The sequence below is a fragment of the Devosia polycyclovorans genome (assembly GCF_042181575.1).
In the GTDB taxonomy this organism is placed as follows: Bacteria; Pseudomonadota; Alphaproteobacteria; order Rhizobiales; family Devosiaceae; genus Devosia; species Devosia polycyclovorans.
In genome coordinates, this window is sequence record NZ_CP170082.1 from 297,454 (window position 1) to 315,046 (window position 17,593).

Sequence of the window (17,593 nt, forward strand, 5' to 3'; positions counted from 1 at the left end):
GCGTTCGCGGCCCAAATCGCGCCACCGGCACGATTTCCCCTAAAGGGAGGCCACTCACACCCGCATCGGCATCAGCACATAGAGCGCGCTGGATTCGCCCTCTTCCTTGACCAGGGTCGGAGAGTTGGCGTCGTTGAACAGAAAGACCGCGCTTTCGGAGCGGATCTGGGTGATGATGTCGAGGAGGTAGCGGGCATTAAAGCCGATCTCGAAGCCATCGGTCTCGAAATCGACCGCGACTTCCTCGCTGGCGGTGCCATGATCGGGATTGGTGACCGAGAGCTCGAGCAGTCCATCGCGGGCCGAGAGCTTGACGGCCTTGCCGCCGCGGTCCGAAGCAATGGTCGAGACGCGGTCGACAGCTATGGCAAAGCCGGATTTGTCGACGATCATCTGCTTGTCGTTGTTCTTGGGCGTCACCCGGTCATAGTCGGGGAAGGTCCCCTCAATCAGCTTGGACAGCAGGACCACGGGACCGACGGTGAAGCGGATCTTGGTGTCGGACACCTCGACCCTGACGTCGCCATCGACGCCATCGAGCAATTTCTGCACTTCACCCACGGTCTTTTTCGGCACGATGATGCCGCTCATGCCGCTCGCGCCTTCCGGCGCAGGCATTTCAGCGCGGGCCATGCGATGCCCGTCAGTGGCCACGGCGCGGAACAGCGCGCCGGCGGCAGAACTCTCGACGGCGTGGAAGTAGATGCCGTTGAGATAATAGCGCGTCTCTTCATTGGAGATGGCGAACTGGGTCCGCTCGATCAGCTCGCGCAGCGATGCAGCGGCAATGTCGAATTCATGCGCGAAAGCGCCTGATTTGAGATCGGGGAAGCTGTCGGGCGAGAGGCAGGCGAGGTTAAAGCGCGAGCGGCCGGAGGTGAGAACCATGTTCTCGCCGCCATCGGTCTCAAGCCGGACCTCGGCGCCGTCAGCCAGCTTGCGGACGATTTCATAGAGCGTGTGCGCCGGCACCGTCGTCGAGCCAGGGGTCGAGACCATGGCCGGCACGCTCTCAGTCACCTCGATATCGAGGTCAGTGGCGCGCAGTTCGACCCTGTCATCGCTGGCCTTGAACAAGACGTTGGCAAGGATGGGATAGGTATTGCGGCGTTCCACTACCCGATGCACATGGCTCAGCGACTTGAGCAGATGATTGCGTTCGAGCGTGACTTTCATGGAGTTCTTCTTCCCGGGCAATAGCGGCAGTGAAACCCGGCGCGAGCCGGGGTTGGGACGTTTACAGTTTCATAGGAAATTGGCAAGGCCGAGGGGGCTTTTGGCCGCATGCAAGCTGTGGACTTCAGGAGCTGAAGTGCACGGTGATGTCGAACCTCTCGCCGGCCTGGGCGCCCAGCGCCTCGAGCCCCTGGAACGGCAGGCAGCCGTCGATTGCAGCGGCTATCGAGCCAATCAGCTCGGGGTATTTGCCGGCCGTGCGCAGGCTTTCGGGGACGATATAGGGATCGCCGTCGAGCGAGCCATCGCCCAGAAAGGCCAGACGCACTGAAATGGAGCGGTTCTCATAGCCGGGCGGCAGCACCCAGCAGGCAAGAAGCTGATCCTGGACCGAGGTGGCAATGGCCAGATTCTGGGCCGCCCGCTCCTCGGGGGTCAGGACGGGCAATTCATCCTGGGCCAGGACCGGGGATAGGGCGAGGATGGTTAGAGCAAACAGGCGGGCAAGGATTTGAAACATGTCCGATCCTTGCCCGGCCAATCCGGCGGGATAAAGGCTATTCCTCAAGCATGCGCTTGAGCAGTTCAATTTCCTGACCCAGCTCAAGATCGTCCTTGATCATCTGCTCGACCTTGCGAACCGAATGCAGCACCGTGGTGTGGTCACGGCCACCGAAACGGCGCCCGATTTCGGGGAGGGAGCGGCTGGTCAGGGCTTTGGCCAGATACATGGCGATCTGGCGCGGGCGCACCACGTCACGCGAACGGCGGGCCGAGAGCAGTTCGTTGCGTGGCACCTTGTAGTGGCGCGAGACGATCTTGAGGATGTCCTCGATGCGGACGCGCTTGGCGTCCCGGGTACGGATAAGGTCGGCCAGGGTCTTTTCGGCCAGCGGCACGGTGATGAGTTCGCCGGTCAGCTGGTTGGCGGCAACCAGCCGGTTGACAGCGCCGTCCAGATCGCGGCCGTGGCTGACCACGGCGCGGGCGATATAGTCGATCACAGCCGTGGGGAATTGCATGCCGAAACGGGCATTGACCTGGTCGGCACGGCGCTGGACGATGTCGCGGCGCAATTCATGATCGAAGGTCGAGATCGGCACGACCAGCCCGCCAGAGAGGCGCGATCGGACGCGCTCATCGAGCATTTCGAGATCGCGCGGCGGGGCGTCGGCGGCCACGACAACCTGCTTGGCGCCGGTCAAGAGCGCACCCAGAGTATGGCCGAATTCGGTCGCGGACTTGCCCTGCAGGAACTGCATGTCGTCGATCAGCAGCAGGTCGACGCGGCGCAACCATTCCTTGAAGCCGAGCGCGGACTGGCGCTGCACGGCGGTGATGAAATGGTACATGAAATGGTCGGCCGTCAGGTAGACGATGTTCTTGGACGGGTCGGCTTCGGCCACGGCATGGGCGATAGCATTGAGCAGGTGCGACTTGCCCAGGCCCACGGTGGAATGGATATAGACCGGGTTGAAGGTCACGGCATTGTTGATGGCGGCATTGGCGAGCTGACGCGCGACGCCCAGCGCCATTTCGTTTGCCGAACCGGCAACGAAGGTTTCGAACGTCATGCGCGGGTCGATGGCGCTGCCCGAAAGGGCGTCGCCCGACTTGGCGTTGTCGCGCACCAGGCGCGGGATCGCCGGTGCTGCGGGGGCTGGCGTTGCTTGCGGGGCCGCGGGTGTTTCCGAGACCGCTTCTGCAACCGGGGCCAGGCGCGGGCGGGCCTGGCCATTGACCCGCATCGTCACCTGCAGACGCGCCGCCTCGGGCACATCATTGCGGAAGGTCTCTACGATGCGGTCAGCATAATTGGACTGTACCCAGGAGCACAGGAAGCGCGTCGGGGCACTCAAGTGCACCAGATCGTCGACGATCTCTTCGAGCTCCAGACGGGCAAACCAGGAAGTGAAGACGTCTTCACCCACCGCAGCCTTCAGCCTGGCCCGCACGCGGGTCCAGAGTTCGCGCTGATCAGAGGAAGAAACGTCTGGAATGGCCATGACAGGAGTGCCGCCTTTGCTGGAAGTGGAAGGGGAAGAGGAATTGGCCGCAGCCCAGTGATCTCTTCCCGCAGTCGCCTGTCGCATCATCGTTTCGTGCCCCATTCTGTTTGCCGCCTTTCCGGTCCGCAAAGCTCCGGAAAGACCCCTGATCTTAAAATGTGTCCGCCAGTGCGAATGGCCTGGATAAGACACGGCTTCGCCCCTGCACCTGCCACAAGCAGGCACAACTTTATTGTTCGGCGGCTCGCGACCGCCGTTTCCCGCTTGACCTTTCACTTGAACCCGGCCTGCCCGGCCTATGGGTCGAATGAACGCTGCCAACTCAAAACATACTGGCCACTACACAAGTGACCGGCACAAAAATCACTGGCTGAAATGACCGGCATCGCTGCCGGCACTGCCCCAAACCCAACCCCCTGGCGGGAGCTGACCGGTGGTTCATGAGGGTCGTTCCACCCCTCTTTTTCCCCGTCGGCAAGGACACATTAGAGGCACGAAATTGGAGCCGCAACACGTGAATCATTGAAAAAGGGGCTTGACTCTCAGGCTGTATTTTTGACGCCCGCCGAGGTCAAAAAGTGACCTCCGGCAAGGGCCTGTGACTCAAGGCAGATTCGAACACTTAGCGACTTTCGACATGGTAAAATAATTTTTCACCGCACCGACTTTCTGTCCTCGGCAGCAACGCCAACCATGACCTGAAAGATGATCGAACCTACTGACAACGCTAGGAAAAAACACCCCTTCACGCTTCGTTCTACCGCTAGAGAGAGTGTCACCATTTAGTCATGTGACAGAACAATGGCGAAAAAACCTGCCAGGCTACCATACAACAAAAAGGGCTCCTTGCGGAGCCCGGATTGTAGCGCATCGGTCGCTTGCCAAGAAGCGCCTTGACCGACCGCAATTAGGCGGAGAGGGCCTTAACGCGGCTGTTGAGGCGGGAGACCTTGCGGGCCGCCAGATTGGCATGGACAATGCCCTTGCCGGCAGCGCGATGGATCTCGGGCTCGGCAGCCTTGAGAGCGGCGAAGGCCGTGGCGTGATCGCCAGCGGTGATCGCTTCCTCGACCTTGCGAATGAACGTACGCACGCGGCTCCGACGCGACTTGTTGATCGCGGTGCGGGCAGCAATCTTGCGGGTCGCCTTCTTGGCTGACGGCGTATTGGCCATGGTGGTCCTCTTGGATCGTCCAACCGGCAAACCGGGCGCCAATTTGGCGCCTCAACCTTCCGGGATGAAATGAAAGCGGCGGCACGCTGCCGCCAAGTCGGGGGGTCTATAGGACATAGGCCGGAGGGCGTCAACTGGAATCCCGCCAAGCCTCTGGCCCTTTTTCCCCTGCCAGAGCCGTCGAGCGGGCTCAGGGCGCCCTCTGGCACTTTGGGCAATAAAAGGTTGAGCGACCCGATTGGACAATCCTCTTCACCACGCCGGTGCAGAGCGGGGTCGGGCAGGGATCGCCTTCCCGGTCATAGACGGCAAAATTGTGCTGGAAATACCCGGCACCCTCGACACTACGGAAGTCCCGAATGGTCGAGCCCCCGACCTCGATCGCGGCCGTGAGCACTTCGCGCACGGCAAATACGAGGTTCTCAAGCGCCCTTTTCGGCTTGCCTGTCTTGGTCACCAAGGTCCCGGCGAGGACTGTCGGCAGGATATGGGCCCGGTGGAGGGCCTCGGCCACATAGATATTGCCCAGCCCCGCGACCACGCGCTGATCGAGCAGCGCGGCCTTTATCGGCGTCCTCTTGCCAGAAAAGGCAGCAGCGAGCTGGGATGCTGAAAATTCATTGCCGAGCGGTTCAGGACCCAGGCCTTTGAGATAAGGACTTTGGGCCAGATCCTCATAGAGGTCGACAAAGCCAAAACGCCGCGGGTCAGCATAGATCAGGTGGCTCGAACCATGCGTGGGATGGCTGAGCGCCCAGACCATATGATCATGCCTGGGCTCGGTACCGGGCTCATAATAGCGCGGCGGCTTGTCAATCGGGTGTTCGGCAAAACGCCAGGATCCGGTCATGCCCAGATGGCTGAGCAGGGTCGCCCCGCCCGAGAGGCCGATCAGGAGGTATTTAGCCCGCCGCCCCACATGAACCACCTCCTGGCCTTCCAATGCGCCTTTCAATCCTTGCGGAAACGGAAAGCGCAGGTCGGGCCGGTTGAGCCTGACACTCTGGATGGTCGCCCCTTCGAGCCAAGGCGCCAGGCCCCGGCGCACGGTTTCGACCTCGGGCAGTTCGGGCATTGGGACAACTCCTTCACCCTGCGCGGCTTTGTGGCATGGGCAATTGGCAATGGCTTCTATATAGGGCGATAGACAATGTATTGAGTGCAATACAGATCGTATCGAGGCGCCGCCATGACCGAGACCCGCGAAACCACCCATTTCGGCGAGCAGACAGTCGCCCTGGAGGACAAGCAGGGACTGGTGGACAAGGTGTTCCATGATGTCGCCGACCGCTACGACCTGATGAACGATCTGATGAGCGTAGGCGTGCATCGGCTCTGGAAAGACGCCATGGTCGCCGAGCTGGCGCCGCCCAAAGCCGGATCGCGCCCCTACCACGTGCTCGACATGGCCGGCGGCACCGGCGATATCGGCGAGCGCATCGTCAATGCCTCGCTTGGCTATGCAGACGTTATTGTTTCCGACATCAACACAAACATGCTGCGCGTAGGCGCCGAGCGGGCCAAAAGCTGGCGCTATCCGGGGCAGGTCCGGTTCCAGGAAGCCAATGCCGAAGAGCTGCCTTTCGAGAGTAACAGCTTTGACGCCTATACGATTGCTTTTGGCATTCGCAATGTGCCGCGCATCCAGAAGGCGCTCCACGAAGCCCATCGCGTGCTCAAGCGCGGCGGCCGCATTCTGGTGCTCGAATTCTCGCAGGCCGACGTGCCGGGCTTTGATGCCGTCTACAAATTCTATTCAGACCAGTTCATCCCGCCCATGGGCAAGGTCGTGACTGGCGATGCGCAGCCCTATCAGTACTTCATTGAATCGATCCGCAAGTTTCCTAAGCCAACCGAGTTCTCGGCCATGATAGCCCAGGCCGGGTTCAAGCGAGTGAAGCATCAGAGCTTTACCGGCAATATTGCGACCCTGTTTTCTGGCTGGAAGCTCTAGTCCATGGCGCTTGGGTCGTATTTCCGCCTGTTCCACGCCGGCTGGGTGCTGGCGCGAGAGGGCGCTTTTTCCGTACTGCCCGCCGAGTCCCTGCCGCCCATGATGAAGGCCGGCATATCCATGGCGCGGCTCGTCGAACGCCCGGCCGTGCGCAAGACCGGCAGCATAGAGCGGCTCAATGCTGCCCTCCATAAGCTGGGGCCTTCTTACGTCAAGTTCGGCCAGACGCTCGCCACACGCCCGGACATCGTTGGCATCCAGGCGGCCGCCGATTTGTCCGGCCTGCAAGACAAGATGCCGCCGTTCGACCCGAAGCTGGTGCCTGGTATCCTGGAAACGGCGCTCGGCGCCAAGGCTGCGCAACTGACCGAAATCAGCGAGCCGGTCGCCGCCGCCTCGATCGCCCAGGTGCACAAGGCGCGCCTGCGGGCTCCAGGGGAAGCGCCCAGAACAGTTGCGGTCAAGTTGTTGCGCCCCGGCATTGCCGAGCGCTTCATGGCCGATACAGACAGCTTGTATGCTGGGGCAAAGCTGGCTGAAGCGCTCTCGCCTGCGAGCCGCCGCCTCAAGCCCACCGAGGTTGTGCGCACGCTCGACCATTCCATGCGGCTCGAACTGGATCTACGGCTCGAGGCCGCCGCCATTTCGGAAATGGCCGAAAACATCAAGAATGACGAGGGCTTCGTCATTCCAAAAGTGCATTGGGACCAGGTCGCACAAAATGTGCTGACCACCAGCTGGATGCACGGCATTCCCATTCGCGACCATGCCGCGATCGACGCGGCCGGCATTGACCGCAAGGCCCTGGCTTCCAAGCTGCTGCAGAGCTTTCTGCGCCACGCCATCCGCGACGGCTATTTTCATGCCGACATGCATCCGGGCAATCTTTTTGCCGACCCCGAGACAGGCGATGTGATCGCGGTCGATTTCGGCATAATGGGACGCATCGGCAAGCCGGAACGCCGTTTCCTGGCCGACATTCTTTATGGCTTCATCACCCGCAACTACCGGCTGGTGGCGCAGCGCCATTTCGATGTCGGCTATGTGCCGCCCTCGCAATCGGTGGACGATTTCACCCTCGCCATCCGCTCGATCGGAGAGCCGCTGCATGGCCGGACGGCCGCCGATATATCCATGGCCAAGGTGCTGGGACAGCTCTTCAGCATCACCGATCTGTTCGACATGCAGACCCGGCCAGAACTGGTGCTGCTGCAAAAGTCCATGGTGCTGGTGGAAGGGGTGGCGCGAAACCTGGATCCGCATCTCGACATCTGGACCATCGCCGAGCCTGTCGTTGGCGAGTGGCTGCGGCGCGAGGAAGGGCCTGCGGGCCGGATCGAAGACCTTGTGGGTCACTTGAGCCGGATCGGGGAGGCGGCAGGACGCGTACCGGCGCTGATCGCCCAGGCCGAACTGGCCCTGGCCGAGCATCGCGCCGCCATGAACCGCCCACGTGACAGGCTGATGCGCAACACGGCCCTCGCCGTCCTGTTTGCCGCCTTGGCCCTGATCCTGGCGCTGATCTGGCGGTTTGTTGTTGTGAGCTGAGCGCGATATCGCCAGACGGCCTGTTCACGGCGGTCCTCGGCGAATAGAATGCGCTGACGACCGGCAGCCACCGGCAAGCAAGGGAGAAGCACTATGAGCGTCAAACTTTTGAGCAAGCTGGCTGCGGCCAGTTTGCTGGCGGCGGGTCTGGCCGGTTGCATCGACGTCACCATCGATGTGGCCATTACCAGCCCAACGACGGCCCGGGCCACCATGACCCAGGTCATGGGCGCCGATGTCTATTCCATGGTCAAGATGAGCGCGGAGAGCGGCGAAACGCAGGACGACAGCTTCTGCGCCGAAGGCGAGCTCACCGAAAATGGTGATGGCAGCGCCACCTGCGTCATTGTCGAGGAAGGCGATTTCGCCGCACTGGATCTCGGGCAGGATGAAGGCGGCATGAGCTTTACCGAAGCCGGCCCAGGCCTGGTGCGCGTCGCCCTGCCGACCGCTGACATGCAGGCCGAACTGGGTGCCGAGGACAATATGGACGAGCAGACCCGCCAGATGGTCGAGGCCTTCTTTGAGGGCCGCACCATGACCATCGGCATTTCGGGCGCCGAGATCGTTGAGTCCAACATGACGGTCTCGGCCGACAGAACACGGGCCGAACAGGTGATCGACATGCTCGCCCTGATCAATGGTGATGCCACCCTGCCCGACGAACTCTATGCCACGGTGCGTGCGCCGTGAGATCGGTCTGGCGAATGCGTTCTTGCGCCCGTTTGCTCAAAGGCTCTTGAGCCAAGGGCGTCGGCACATGGTGTGTACCTGTGATAGCGGGATATTTCGACGTTGCACGAACACTTGGCATTGGTTAGGTTCCGTCGCGTCGGAAGCCGTAGGCCGACTATGCACCCGTAGCTCAGCTGGATAGAGCGCTGCCCTCCGAAGGCAGAGGCCACAGGTTCGAATCCTGTCGGGTGCGCCAATACTTCCAATAAGGTAGGTGATCTTGCCAGCTCGGCGTCTTCCCACAGGAAGCACGGCGAAGGCTGCGCCTTCGAACGGGGAAGAGCAAAATCCCGGTGCCACAAGCCAAAAGCGGTGGATACGAACTAGCGCAACTTGCGCAGACCCTTGCAGCAGCCCAAGTTCCCCGGAATGTAGCAATCGGACGGCTCAAAAAGCTTTGCTGGCTCAAGATCATCCTCCAGAACCTGCTCAGAGTGTAACATGACTGGCTTTCCTGAACCCTTTAGACTTGAGATAAAGGTGCTCGATCGCCGCCTTGCTGATTGGGGACTGCCAAAACATCAGTCGGATCTCGCTGCGGCAGTCGACATCTTCGCATGCATTGATGCTCCGCTGTTGCTGATGCCTCAGGCAGCTGCTGTTCTCATTCCCTCCGGCTTTGCCATGCACATCGCTGATCCGCACATCGCCGCCTTATTGCTCCCGCGATCAGGATCCGCACACAAACGCGGCTTGGTGCTCGGAAATAGCGTCGGTCTAATAGACGCAGACTATACAGCCCAGATTTTCGTTAGCGCCTGGAATAGAAACCCGCCTGACGGTGACCCAATCGAGATTCAGCCGGGCGAACGCATCGCCCAGATGCTTTTTGTTCCGGTGCTGCGCCCTGCTTACGAAATCGTCGAAGAGTTTTCCCGCTCCAGTCAGCGCGGATCCGGGGGGTTCGGTTCAACCGGAACTAGCGCCTAGTCTGCCGACGCTTTGCGTATACGATTGGGGGAACCTATCGAGCGCCGGCTGCGCCGCTAGGCTGCTACATCTTCTGAACGAATGCCGACTATCATGGCGAAGTCAAAATACTGCTCATTAAATATGGTAGAGAACCATTCAGCCTGCGCCGTGGTGAGCGCGTGGCGCAAATGATCGTGGCGCCTGTGAGCGTCGTAGAACTGGTGGAAGCGCATGAACTGGATGCAACCGGACGCGGGACTGGCGGCCGCGGCTCGACTGGCCGCTAGCGGGCTGGTCCTCTTGGGCCTTGGCCTGCCGGCCGCGGCCGGCGACCGGGCGCTGATCGATTACGTCGGGTTCTCGCCGGAGTTCCGCTATTTCGCCTTTGAGGAGTTTGGCATCCAGGACGGGTCGGGCTTTGCCTATTCCAACCTTTATGTCGTCGACCTCGAAACCGACAGCTGGGTGGTCGGTACCCCCGTGCGAAAGCAGGCGGAGAGCGAGACGACCAGCCTTGAGGAAATCCGGGCCGCGGTGGCGGAAAAGGCGGCCGGCCATATTGAGGGCTTCAATATCCAGGTGCCGGTCGAAATTGCCGCGCTGATCGGCGATGGTGTGCCGGACACCGATGCCCGAAGTCTCGATTTCGGTGCGCCGGGCTATCAAGCAGGCGCGGTATCGGGTGACTATACCCTCGAACTGGAGACGTTTGAAACCACGGCGACCAGCCCCTGTGCCGAGTGGTTTGGCGTTGAGCCCTTGGGCTATGAACTTTTGTTGTCCGATAGCGGCACGACGCGGCTGATCCATCGCGACGGCAGCCTGCCCCGCTCGCGCGGCTGCCCAACCGACTATCGCATCCATTCGGTGGTGATGCCGTTCCAGGGCACGACGCTCTCCAACGCCGTGGCCATCATCTCGGTCTATCCGGGCGGCTTTGAAGGGCCGGACCGGCGCTTCCTGGCGGTTCCCCTTGGCCTTTGACACCCCGCTCAGCTCCGAGGAGACGCGGCGCTATGCGCGCCATCTGGTGCTCAAGGGGTTTGGTGGGGCGGCCCAGCAGAAACTCAAAGCCGCACGCGTGCTGGTGGTGGGCGCCGGTGGGCTGGGCAGTCCTGCCATCGCCTATCTGGCTGCGGCCGGTGTCGGTCACTTGTCCATCGTCGACCCGGACACGGTCTCGCTCTCCAATCTGCAACGGCAGGTGGTCCACACAACTGCCGCTATCGGCACCGGCAAGGCGGCGAGCGCGGGTACGTTCGCCGAGGCGCTCAATCCGCATGTCGGGCTGGACTTACACGCCGACGCTGTGACGGACGCCAATGCCGACCAACTGGCCGGTGCGGCCGACATCGTGCTCGACGGCACTGATAACCTAGTCACCCGCCGGATTGTCGCGGCGGCGTGCGAGAGGCGCGAAAAACCGCTGGTCTCGGGCGCCGTTTCGATGTTTTCCGGCCAGTTGACAGTCTTTGCGCCGCATTTGGGCGGCCCGGCCCATGCCGCGCTCTATCCCGACGCTGCCAGTGACGACGCCCTGCCCTCCTGCGAGGCCAATGGCATTCTGGGGCCCGTCACCGGGGTTATCGGCACGCTGATGGCCATGGAGGCGATCAAGCTGATCACCGGGGTCGGAACACCGCTGATCGGCCGGCTGCTGGTTTATGATGCGCGAGAGGCCAGCTTTTCGGAGCTGGGATACTAGCCGGCGCACTGCGGCCTGTTCCTCTCCCCCTCGGGGAGAGGTGGCTCGGCGGAGCCGAGTCGGTGAGGGGGATGTATCCACATCTTGGGGGGCGTTGGAAGACCCCCCTCATCCGGCGCTACGCGGCATCTTCTCCCCGAGGGGGAGAAAAAGGCTACCGCCATTCGAGCGTAGCTCTCATGGCCTTATTGGCTAGAAAGGCTCCACTGGAGCCTTTCTTCCGCTATGCGGATCGCCTGCTAAGCATCCGGGTGCTTGAACACCAGTGCCGCATTCGTCCCGCCAAAGCCGAACGAATTGGACAGCACATAGCCCAGATCGACGTCGTCGCGACGCGCCCGCAGGATGGGCATGTCCTCAAAGGCCGGATCGAGTGTCTCGATATTGGCGCTTTCGGCGATGAAGCGGTGCTTCATCATCAGAATCGAATAGATCGATTCGTGCACGCCCGTCGCGCCCTGGCTATGTCCGGTCAGCGACTTGGTGGCCGAGATCGGAGGGCATTTGTCCTCGTTGCCGAAAACGGCGCGCAGGGCCTCGATTTCTTTCAGATCGCCCACCGGGGTCGAGGTGGCGTGCGGATTGATATAGTCAATCGGCGCCTTGATGTTCTGCAGGGCCATGCGCATGCAGCGCTCGGCGCCTTCGCCCGACGGAGCCACCATGTCGAGGCCGTCGGAAGTAGCGCCATAGCCGACCAGCTCGGCCCATATCTTGGCGCCGCGGGCCTTGGCGTGCTCCAGCTCCTCAAGCACCAGCACGCCGGCACCCCCTGAAATAACGAAGCCGTCGCGGGCTGCATCATAACAGCGGCTGGCCTTGGCCGGGTTATCGTTGAAGTCGCTGCTCATGGCGCCCATGGCGTCGAACAGGTCCGAAAGGGTCCAGTCGAGGTCCTCATGGCCGCCGGCAAAGACGATGTCCTGCTTGCCCAGCATGATCTGCTCCATGGCATTGCCGATGCAATGCTTGGACGTCGCACAGGCCGCGGTGATGGTGTAGTTGATGCCCTTGATGCCAAAGGGGGTTGCCAACGTCGCCGAGGCGGTTGAGCCCATTGCCTTGGGCACGGCGAGTGGCCCGATGCGCTTGGGCGAGTTGTTCTTGCGGGTGGTGTCGGCGGCTTCGACGATGGTGCGGGTGGAGGCACCGCCCGAACCCATGACGATGCCGGTCATGGGGTTGGAAATATCGCTCTCTTCCAGGCCCGCATCGGCAATGGCTTGCTGCATGGCCAGATAGTTCCAGGCCGCGCCCTTGCCCATGAACCGGGTGACGCGGCGATCAAGCTGCTCGAAGGGGTCAAGGCGCGGATCGCCCTTGACCTGGCTACGGAAGCCAAGTTCGGCATAATCCTCGGCAAAGACGATGCCCGGCTTTGCGGCGCGCAGGCTTTCCGTCACCTCGTCGAGCGAGTTGCCGATCGATGAAATGATACCCATGCCGGTTACGACAACTCGTCTCATTTCGTCCTCGATTCAGTCGTTTCGTGCGTTCGCATTGGGGTTGGCGTCGCAGTTATATAGGGTCGTTGGGGCCTGCATTAAGGCCGGTCAGGCAGTCTGCTGTTCATGCAGCTGGGCTTCGGTAAAAAGCCCAACGCGCAGATCCTTGGCCTCGTAAATCACTTTTCCGTCAGCCTTGACCCAGCCATCGGCAATGCCCAGCGTCAGGCGCGAGCGCATGACGCGCTTGAGATCGATGCCATATTCGACCAGTTTAACGTCGTTCGTCACCTGACCGGTGAACTTGATTTCGCCGCCCAGGGCCCGGCCCTTGCCGGGCTGGCCGATCCAGGACAGGAAGAAGCCGGTCATCTGCCAAACCGCGTCCAGACCTAGGCAGCCGGGCATGACCGGGTCGCCGATGAAATGGCATTTGAAGAACCACAGGTCCGGATTGACGTCGAGTTCGGCGCGCACCTGACCCTTGCCGTGGGTGCCGCCATCCTCGGTGATCGAAGTGATCCGATCGAACATCAGCATGGGCGGAGCCGGCAGTCGGGCATCGCCCTGTCCCGGCAATTCGCCGCGGCCATGGGCCAACAATTCCTGGTAATTGAATGCGTGCTGCCGCTCAGACATCAAAGCTCCTCGCTCTCGCTCAAGTCCCGTCTCGTATAGGGGTGCTTGTTAGGGGTCAAGCCAGCCCGGGGGTACCCGCCCCGGCGCCATGCTTGTATGAACGGCCCGTGACCATTATAAGAAACCCGAAATTGCCGAACTAAACAACGAGACTTAAAGGCCCTATGCCCGATAGCATCACTGCCGCCCGGCCCGTTCCATCCCGCAAGCCGTGCCTGACGGCGGTGCTGCGCATGGCCGGCCTCCGGCCGACCCGGCAGCGCGTTGCCCTGGCCGAACTGCTCTTTGGCGGCCAGCATCGGCATGTCAGTGCCGAGCAATTGCATGGTGAGGCCGGCGCGGCAAATGTGAATGTGTCGCTCGCCACCATCTACAACACGCTGCACCAGTTTCACGAAGCCGGTCTCTTGCGCGAAGTGGCAATCGACGCGTCGCGCTCCTATTTCGACACCGATACCTCGGACCATCACCATTTCTATGTCGAGGACGAGCAGCGCATGATCGACATCCCGGCTGAATCGGTTGAGTTCAAGGCCCTGCCCAAGGCTCCCGAGGGCATGGAAGTGTCCCATGTCGATGTGGTAATCCGCGTACGCAAGGCGCCGGCCTGAGCACGGCCGTTTTGTGCCCTGGTGCCTGTCAACCCGTGACAAAGGCAATCAGGGTGACCATATTGCGCCTCGATTGTAACAGCGGCACGGGTGGCTAATGGCTGAAAAGGTCAATCTCAAAGGCTATTTCGAGCGAATCGGGTTTGCGGGTTCGATCGCGCCGACCCTGACGACGCTGGACCTGCTGCACGCGTTGCATCCCGCAGCCATTCCCTTCGAGAACCTCAATCCGCTGCTCGGCGAACCGGTGCGGCTGGACCAGCCGAGCCTTGAAAAGAAGCTCCTGACCGACAGGCGCGGCGGCTATTGCTTTGAGCACAATCTGTTGTTCATGCGCATGCTCCAGGACCTCGACTTTACCGTCCGGCCGCTGCTGGCGCGCGTGGTGTGGACCAATCCAGGTGCCGCAAGCCTCCCCCCCAGCCATATGCTGCTGCTGGTGGAGGTCAATGGCCAGAATCACATTGCCGATGTCGGATTTGGTGGTCTGACACTCACCACGCCGCTGCGCCTCAGGGCCGAAAGCGCGCAATCCACGCCGCATGAAACCTTCCGGCTCACCGGCGGCGAACCGGACTGGACGCTCGAAGTCAAGCTCGCCCAAGACTGGCGGCCGGTCTATATCTTTACGCTCGAACAGGTGAGCGAGGACGCCATCGCCGCGCTCAACCAGCAGATCGCTACCGATCCGGCTTCTCCCTTCACCCATGAATTGCGCGTCGCCCTGACCCCCACCGGCAGGCGCCTCAAGCTGCAAAATTCCAAGTTCACCCGCCAGCCCACAGATGGCGAAGCGGAGTATCGCGAGTTGGCCTCAGTCGAGGACATCAAACAGGTGCTGACCGAAACGTTCGGCATTGCTCTGCCCCAGCATGACCGGCTCAATGCCGTCCTGGCGGGGCTTGTTGCGCCCAAGCCGGCCCCAGCCGCCTGACGCCATGGCGCCGGTCACCGTTCCGACGGACAAGCTGTTCGAGTTCGTCGACTTTGACGCTTTTTATGCCTGGCTGGCTGACAATCACGATCAGGCCGATGAGGTCTGGATCCGTATTTTCAAGAAGGCCTCGGGGAGGCCGACAATCTCGGCAACAGAGGCCATTGATGCTGTGCTGTGCTGGGGCTGGATCGATGCCATCAAGAAAAGCTGGGACGCCGACAGCTTCGTCCAGCGCTACTGCCCGCGCCGCCCCAAGTCGGTGTGGAGCCAGACCAATCGCGACAATGTTGCCCGGCTGATCGAGCAGGGCCTGATGACCGAACATGGCCTCAAACATGTGGAAGCGGCCAAGGCCGATGGCCGCTGGGAGGCCGCCTATAGGACCACAGATGCGCCGCCGGCCGACCTGGTGGCAGCCATAGGGGCGAACCCGGCGGCGCAGAAGACCTTTGAGGGGCTGACCGCCCAGAACCGGTTCGCCCTGGTCTACCGCACCAATAGCCTCAAGACGGAGGCGGGCCGGAAGAAGCGCATTGCCGATTTCGTCGCCATGCTGGCGCGGGGCGAGACGATCTATCCGCAAAAGACCAAGGGCGAAGGCCGATGAGCCAGGGACAGGGGCAAGTGTGGGGCGCCTTCCTGCGCGGCATCAATCTGGGCAATCGGCGGATGAAAATGGCCGACTTGAAGGATTGTCTCGAGGGGGCGGGCTTTACCGACGTCAAAACTATTGCGGCCAGTGGCAATGCCCGGCTCTGCGCCAGCGGCCGGGCTGAAACCATCAGGCCCAGGCTGGAAAAGGCCATCGAAGCCCGGTTCGGTTTTCCGGTTGGCGTGGTGCTGCGCGCCCGCGACGAGCTCGAAGCCATGCTCGATGATCACCCTTTCGGGATTGTGGATCGCAAGGCCGATTGCACCCGGCATGTGCTGATGTTCGATCAACCCTTGCCCGAGGGCATCGTGCTCGACAGTTTGCCCGGAAACACCGAGATTCTGCGCATCGATCCGCGCGAAATCTATATCGCCGCTTACCGTCAGCCCAATGGGCGCTATACCGAGCATGTCGAAGAGGTCCTCATGCCGCTTTACGCGAAGCTGGGCAAGGGCACGCTCGACACCATGCGCAACTGGAACACGATAGAGAAGATCCTCTGAATGATCACCGTATTCGGCTCCACCAATCTCGATCAGATCGGCACTGTCACTCGCCTGCCCAAGCCAGGCGAGACCGTGGCTGGCGGCACTTTCTCCATGGCGCCGGGCGGCAAGGGGGCCAACCAGGCGCTGGCCGCACGGCGTGCGGGCGCAAAGGTGCTGCATGTCTCGGCAGTGGGGGATGATGCTTTTGCCGATCTGGCGACCGAACTGCTGCGCGACGGCGGGGTCGACCTCAGCCAATTGCGCAAGGCCGAGGCCGCGACCGGCATTGCCATGATTTTTGTCGATGCGGCGGGCGAAAATGTCATCGCCATCCTGCCCGGCGCCAATGGCACGGTGAGCGCGGAGGACGCCGAAACAGGGCTCGCGGGCCTATCCGCCACGGACACGCTCCTGGTGCAGCAGGAAGTGCCGCAGGCCGCCACGCGCAAGGCGCTTGAAATCGCCCGCGAGAAAGGCGCCCGCTCGATCCTCAACACGGCGCCCTTCCTGCCCGATACCGCGAAGCTGGCACCCCTGGCCGATATCGTTGTGGCCAATGAAACCGAATTTTCGCTGCTGACCGGCCGCCCCATCGAAGAACTCGACATGGCCATGCAGGATTGGGTCAACCGCACCGGCCGCACCATTGTCGTGACGCTTGGACCCGAGGGGGCCCGCGCCCGCACGCCGGACGGCCCGGTTTCGGTTGCTGCGCACAAGGTCAAGCCCGTCGACACGGTCGGCGCCGGCGACACATTCTGTGGCTATCTCGCGGCGGGGCTAGACGCCGGCCATTCGCTCGAAGCCGCCTTGCGCCGCGCGGCCGTGGCTGGGAGCCTGGCCTGCCTGAAACCCGGCGCGCAGCCGGCCATTCCGACGAAATCGGATGTTGATGGGGTCGTAGGCGCCTAACTGACGAGCTCCGCACCGTGGAGCAAAAAGGGCGCCCTGCGGCGCCCTTCTGCGTTCTCGGATCGAACCGCCTCAGGCGCTTTTATCGATGCCTTCGGCGTCACCATTGGTCTCTGGTGCCGGCTGGGCAGCCGCACCACCTTTGGCTACGCCAACCATGGCGGGCCTGAGGACACGATCGCCAATGGCGAAGCCTTCCTGGACCACCTGCACCACCGTGCCCTCGGGCACTTCGGCATTGGGCACTTCGAACATGGCCTGATGCTTGTGCGGATCGAATTTCTGGCCCGCGGCTTCGATCGGCTTGACCCCATGCTTGGCCAGGAGGCGCTGCATTTCCCGGTCGGCCAGCTCAATGCCGTCGATCAGGCTCTTGAGCGCCCCGTCCGCGGTTTCGCGCGTTTCGGCGGGGATGACCATCAGGGCGCGCGAAAGGGCGTCGGTGGCGGTCAGCATGTCCCGCGCAAAGCCGGCAATGGCATAGCTGCGCGTATCAGCCACATCACGCTCGGTGCGCTTCCTGAGATTTTCCATCTCGGCATGGCTGCGCAGCACGCGATCCTTGAGCTCGGCGTTTTCAGCCATCAAGGCTTCGACGGGATCAACCTCGGCAGCCTCGGTTTCCGGGTTTTCGGTTTCCGGCGTTTCGCCCTGGGCGGCGTTTTCGTCGCTCATTCGGTCTTCTTCCGTATGCAT

At 62.0% G+C, this 17,593-nt stretch carries 20 protein-coding genes and 1 tRNA gene; 13 read left to right on the forward strand and 8 right to left on the reverse strand.

Annotated features, from left to right (window positions below):
* Positions 1–54: 54 nt before the first annotated feature.
* The 5 genes from dnaN to mutM form a co-directional block, all read right to left on the reverse strand.
* Entirely contained in the window at positions 55–1,176 is a 1,122-nt protein-coding gene (dnaN, locus tag ACE4RL_RS01460; RefSeq protein WP_375598777.1) for a DNA polymerase III subunit beta, read from the reverse strand.
* Between the two features lie 124 nt (positions 1,177–1,300).
* Positions 1,301–1,696: a hypothetical protein gene (locus ACE4RL_RS01465; RefSeq protein ID WP_375598778.1), complete on the reverse strand. Its 396-nt coding sequence runs from the start codon at positions 1,694–1,696 to the stop codon at positions 1,301–1,303.
* A 37-nt stretch (positions 1,697–1,733) separates the two neighbouring features.
* A complete protein-coding gene (gene dnaA, locus ACE4RL_RS01470) occupies positions 1,734–3,182 on the reverse strand; it encodes a chromosomal replication initiator protein DnaA (RefSeq protein WP_375598779.1) in 1,449 nt (482 codons plus the stop codon).
* 910 nt (positions 3,183–4,092) lie between these two features.
* Positions 4,093–4,359: a 30S ribosomal protein S20 gene (gene rpsT / locus ACE4RL_RS01475; RefSeq protein ID WP_116587817.1), complete on the reverse strand. Its 267-nt coding sequence runs from the start codon at positions 4,357–4,359 to the stop codon at positions 4,093–4,095.
* Positions 4,360–4,549: 190 nt separating this feature from the next.
* Entirely contained in the window at positions 4,550–5,434 is an 885-nt protein-coding gene (mutM, locus tag ACE4RL_RS01480; RefSeq protein WP_375598780.1) for a bifunctional DNA-formamidopyrimidine glycosylase/DNA-(apurinic or apyrimidinic site) lyase, read from the reverse strand.
* Between the two features lie 114 nt (positions 5,435–5,548).
* Here mutM and ubiE point away from each other — a divergent pair, with 114 nt between their 5' ends.
* From ubiE to ACE4RL_RS01520, 8 genes are all read left to right on the forward strand, one after another.
* Complete coding sequence (gene ubiE, locus ACE4RL_RS01485; protein WP_375598781.1) at positions 5,549–6,313, forward strand: bifunctional demethylmenaquinone methyltransferase/2-methoxy-6-polyprenyl-1,4-benzoquinol methylase UbiE; 765 nt, start codon at positions 5,549–5,551, stop codon at positions 6,311–6,313.
* 3 nt (positions 6,314–6,316) lie between these two features.
* Entirely contained in the window at positions 6,317–7,861 is a 1,545-nt protein-coding gene (gene ubiB / locus ACE4RL_RS01490) for a 2-polyprenylphenol 6-hydroxylase (protein WP_375598782.1), read from the forward strand.
* A 93-nt stretch (positions 7,862–7,954) separates the two neighbouring features.
* A complete protein-coding gene (locus ACE4RL_RS01495) occupies positions 7,955–8,554 on the forward strand; it encodes a hypothetical protein (RefSeq protein WP_375598783.1) in 600 nt (199 codons plus the stop codon).
* 161 nt (positions 8,555–8,715) lie between these two features.
* Positions 8,716–8,792: transfer RNA gene (locus ACE4RL_RS01500), tRNA-Arg, on the forward strand.
* A 245-nt stretch (positions 8,793–9,037) separates the two neighbouring features.
* The gene (gene dut, locus ACE4RL_RS01505; RefSeq protein WP_375598784.1) at positions 9,038–9,526 is read left to right on the forward strand and encodes a dUTP diphosphatase; all 489 of its coding nucleotides are present in this window, start codon (positions 9,038–9,040) and stop codon (positions 9,524–9,526) included.
* A gap of 116 nt (positions 9,527–9,642) precedes the next feature.
* Entirely contained in the window at positions 9,643–9,795 is a 153-nt protein-coding gene (locus ACE4RL_RS01510) for a hypothetical protein (protein WP_375600210.1), read from the forward strand.
* The gene (locus tag ACE4RL_RS01515; RefSeq protein ID WP_375598785.1) at positions 9,740–10,492 is read left to right on the forward strand and encodes a DUF2259 domain-containing protein; all 753 of its coding nucleotides are present in this window, start codon (positions 9,740–9,742) and stop codon (positions 10,490–10,492) included. Before ACE4RL_RS01510 ends, ACE4RL_RS01515 begins: the two co-directional genes overlap by 56 nt.
* Complete coding sequence (locus ACE4RL_RS01520; RefSeq protein ID WP_375598786.1) at positions 10,482–11,213, forward strand: ThiF family adenylyltransferase; 732 nt, start codon at positions 10,482–10,484, stop codon at positions 11,211–11,213. Before ACE4RL_RS01515 ends, ACE4RL_RS01520 begins: the two co-directional genes overlap by 11 nt.
* A 239-nt stretch (positions 11,214–11,452) precedes the next feature.
* Here the strand turns inward: ACE4RL_RS01520 and fabB are convergent, their stop codons facing one another.
* Both fabB and fabA read right to left on the reverse strand, forming a co-directional pair.
* A complete protein-coding gene (fabB, locus tag ACE4RL_RS01525; RefSeq protein ID WP_375598787.1) occupies positions 11,453–12,679 on the reverse strand; it encodes a beta-ketoacyl-ACP synthase I in 1,227 nt (408 codons plus the stop codon).
* 87 nt (positions 12,680–12,766) lie between these two features.
* Positions 12,767–13,297, reverse strand: a complete 531-nt coding sequence (gene fabA / locus ACE4RL_RS01530; protein ID WP_375598788.1) for a 3-hydroxyacyl-[acyl-carrier-protein] dehydratase FabA — start codon at positions 13,295–13,297, stop codon at positions 12,767–12,769.
* Between the two features lie 164 nt (positions 13,298–13,461).
* Here fabA and irrA point away from each other — a divergent pair, with 164 nt between their 5' ends.
* The 5 genes from irrA (at position 13,462) to ACE4RL_RS01555 (ending at position 16,897) form a co-directional block, all read left to right on the forward strand.
* Positions 13,462–13,908: an iron response transcriptional regulator IrrA gene (irrA, locus tag ACE4RL_RS01535; protein ID WP_375598789.1), complete on the forward strand. Its 447-nt coding sequence runs from the start codon at positions 13,462–13,464 to the stop codon at positions 13,906–13,908.
* Positions 13,909–14,005: 97 nt separating this feature from the next.
* Entirely contained in the window at positions 14,006–14,842 is an 837-nt protein-coding gene (locus tag ACE4RL_RS01540; protein WP_375598790.1) for an arylamine N-acetyltransferase, read from the forward strand.
* Between the two features lie 4 nt (positions 14,843–14,846).
* Complete coding sequence (locus ACE4RL_RS01545; protein WP_375598791.1) at positions 14,847–15,452, forward strand: YdeI family protein; 606 nt, start codon at positions 14,847–14,849, stop codon at positions 15,450–15,452.
* Positions 15,449–16,000 (forward strand): DUF1697 domain-containing protein, encoded by a 552-nt coding sequence (locus ACE4RL_RS01550; RefSeq protein WP_375598792.1) that lies wholly within the window; start codon positions 15,449–15,451, stop codon positions 15,998–16,000. The genes ACE4RL_RS01545 and ACE4RL_RS01550 overlap by 4 nt, the downstream gene beginning before the upstream one ends.
* Positions 16,001–16,897 (forward strand): ribokinase, encoded by an 897-nt coding sequence (locus ACE4RL_RS01555; protein ID WP_375598793.1) that lies wholly within the window; start codon positions 16,001–16,003, stop codon positions 16,895–16,897.
* 72 nt (positions 16,898–16,969) lie between these two features.
* On the opposite strand, the gene grpE is transcribed toward ACE4RL_RS01555, so the two are convergent.
* Positions 16,970–17,593 carry a nucleotide exchange factor GrpE gene (grpE, locus tag ACE4RL_RS01560; RefSeq protein ID WP_375598794.1) on the reverse strand — a complete coding sequence of 208 codons (624 nt, stop codon included), beginning with the start codon at positions 17,591–17,593 and terminating at the stop codon, positions 16,970–16,972.

Bases quoted from the DNA above. Each gene is read 5' to 3' on its own strand.
- dnaN (WP_375598777.1), bottom strand. From the start codon at position 1,176: ATGAAAGTCACGCTCGAACGCAATCATCTGCTCAAGTCGCTGAGCCAT.
- ACE4RL_RS01465 (WP_375598778.1), bottom strand. From the start codon at position 1,696: ATGTTTCAAATCCTTGCCCGCCTGTTTGCTCTAACCATCCTCGCCCTA.
- dnaA (WP_375598779.1), bottom strand. From the start codon at position 3,182: ATGGCCATTCCAGACGTTTCTTCCTCTGATCAGCGCGAACTCTGGACC.
- rpsT (WP_116587817.1), bottom strand. From the start codon at position 4,359: ATGGCCAATACGCCGTCAGCCAAGAAGGCGACCCGCAAGATTGCTGCC.
- mutM (WP_375598780.1), bottom strand. From the start codon at position 5,434: ATGCCCGAACTGCCCGAGGTCGAAACCGTGCGCCGGGGCCTGGCGCCT.
- ubiE (WP_375598781.1), top strand. From the start codon at position 5,549: ATGACCGAGACCCGCGAAACCACCCATTTCGGCGAGCAGACAGTCGCC.
- ubiB (WP_375598782.1), top strand. From the start codon at position 6,317: ATGGCGCTTGGGTCGTATTTCCGCCTGTTCCACGCCGGCTGGGTGCTG.
- ACE4RL_RS01495 (WP_375598783.1), top strand. From the start codon at position 7,955: ATGAGCGTCAAACTTTTGAGCAAGCTGGCTGCGGCCAGTTTGCTGGCG.
- dut (WP_375598784.1), top strand. From the start codon at position 9,038: ATGACTGGCTTTCCTGAACCCTTTAGACTTGAGATAAAGGTGCTCGAT.
- ACE4RL_RS01515 (WP_375598785.1), top strand. From the start codon at position 9,740: ATGAACTGGATGCAACCGGACGCGGGACTGGCGGCCGCGGCTCGACTG.
- fabB (WP_375598787.1), bottom strand. From the start codon at position 12,679: ATGAGACGAGTTGTCGTAACCGGCATGGGTATCATTTCATCGATCGGC.
- fabA (WP_375598788.1), bottom strand. From the start codon at position 13,297: ATGTCTGAGCGGCAGCACGCATTCAATTACCAGGAATTGTTGGCCCAT.
- irrA (WP_375598789.1), top strand. From the start codon at position 13,462: ATGCCCGATAGCATCACTGCCGCCCGGCCCGTTCCATCCCGCAAGCCG.
- ACE4RL_RS01540 (WP_375598790.1), top strand. From the start codon at position 14,006: ATGGCTGAAAAGGTCAATCTCAAAGGCTATTTCGAGCGAATCGGGTTT.
- ACE4RL_RS01545 (WP_375598791.1), top strand. From the start codon at position 14,847: ATGGCGCCGGTCACCGTTCCGACGGACAAGCTGTTCGAGTTCGTCGAC.
- ACE4RL_RS01550 (WP_375598792.1), top strand. From the start codon at position 15,449: ATGAGCCAGGGACAGGGGCAAGTGTGGGGCGCCTTCCTGCGCGGCATC.
- ACE4RL_RS01555 (WP_375598793.1), top strand. From the start codon at position 16,001: ATGATCACCGTATTCGGCTCCACCAATCTCGATCAGATCGGCACTGTC.
- grpE (WP_375598794.1), bottom strand. From the start codon at position 17,593: ATGCATACGGAAGAAGACCGAATGAGCGACGAAAACGCCGCCCAGGGC.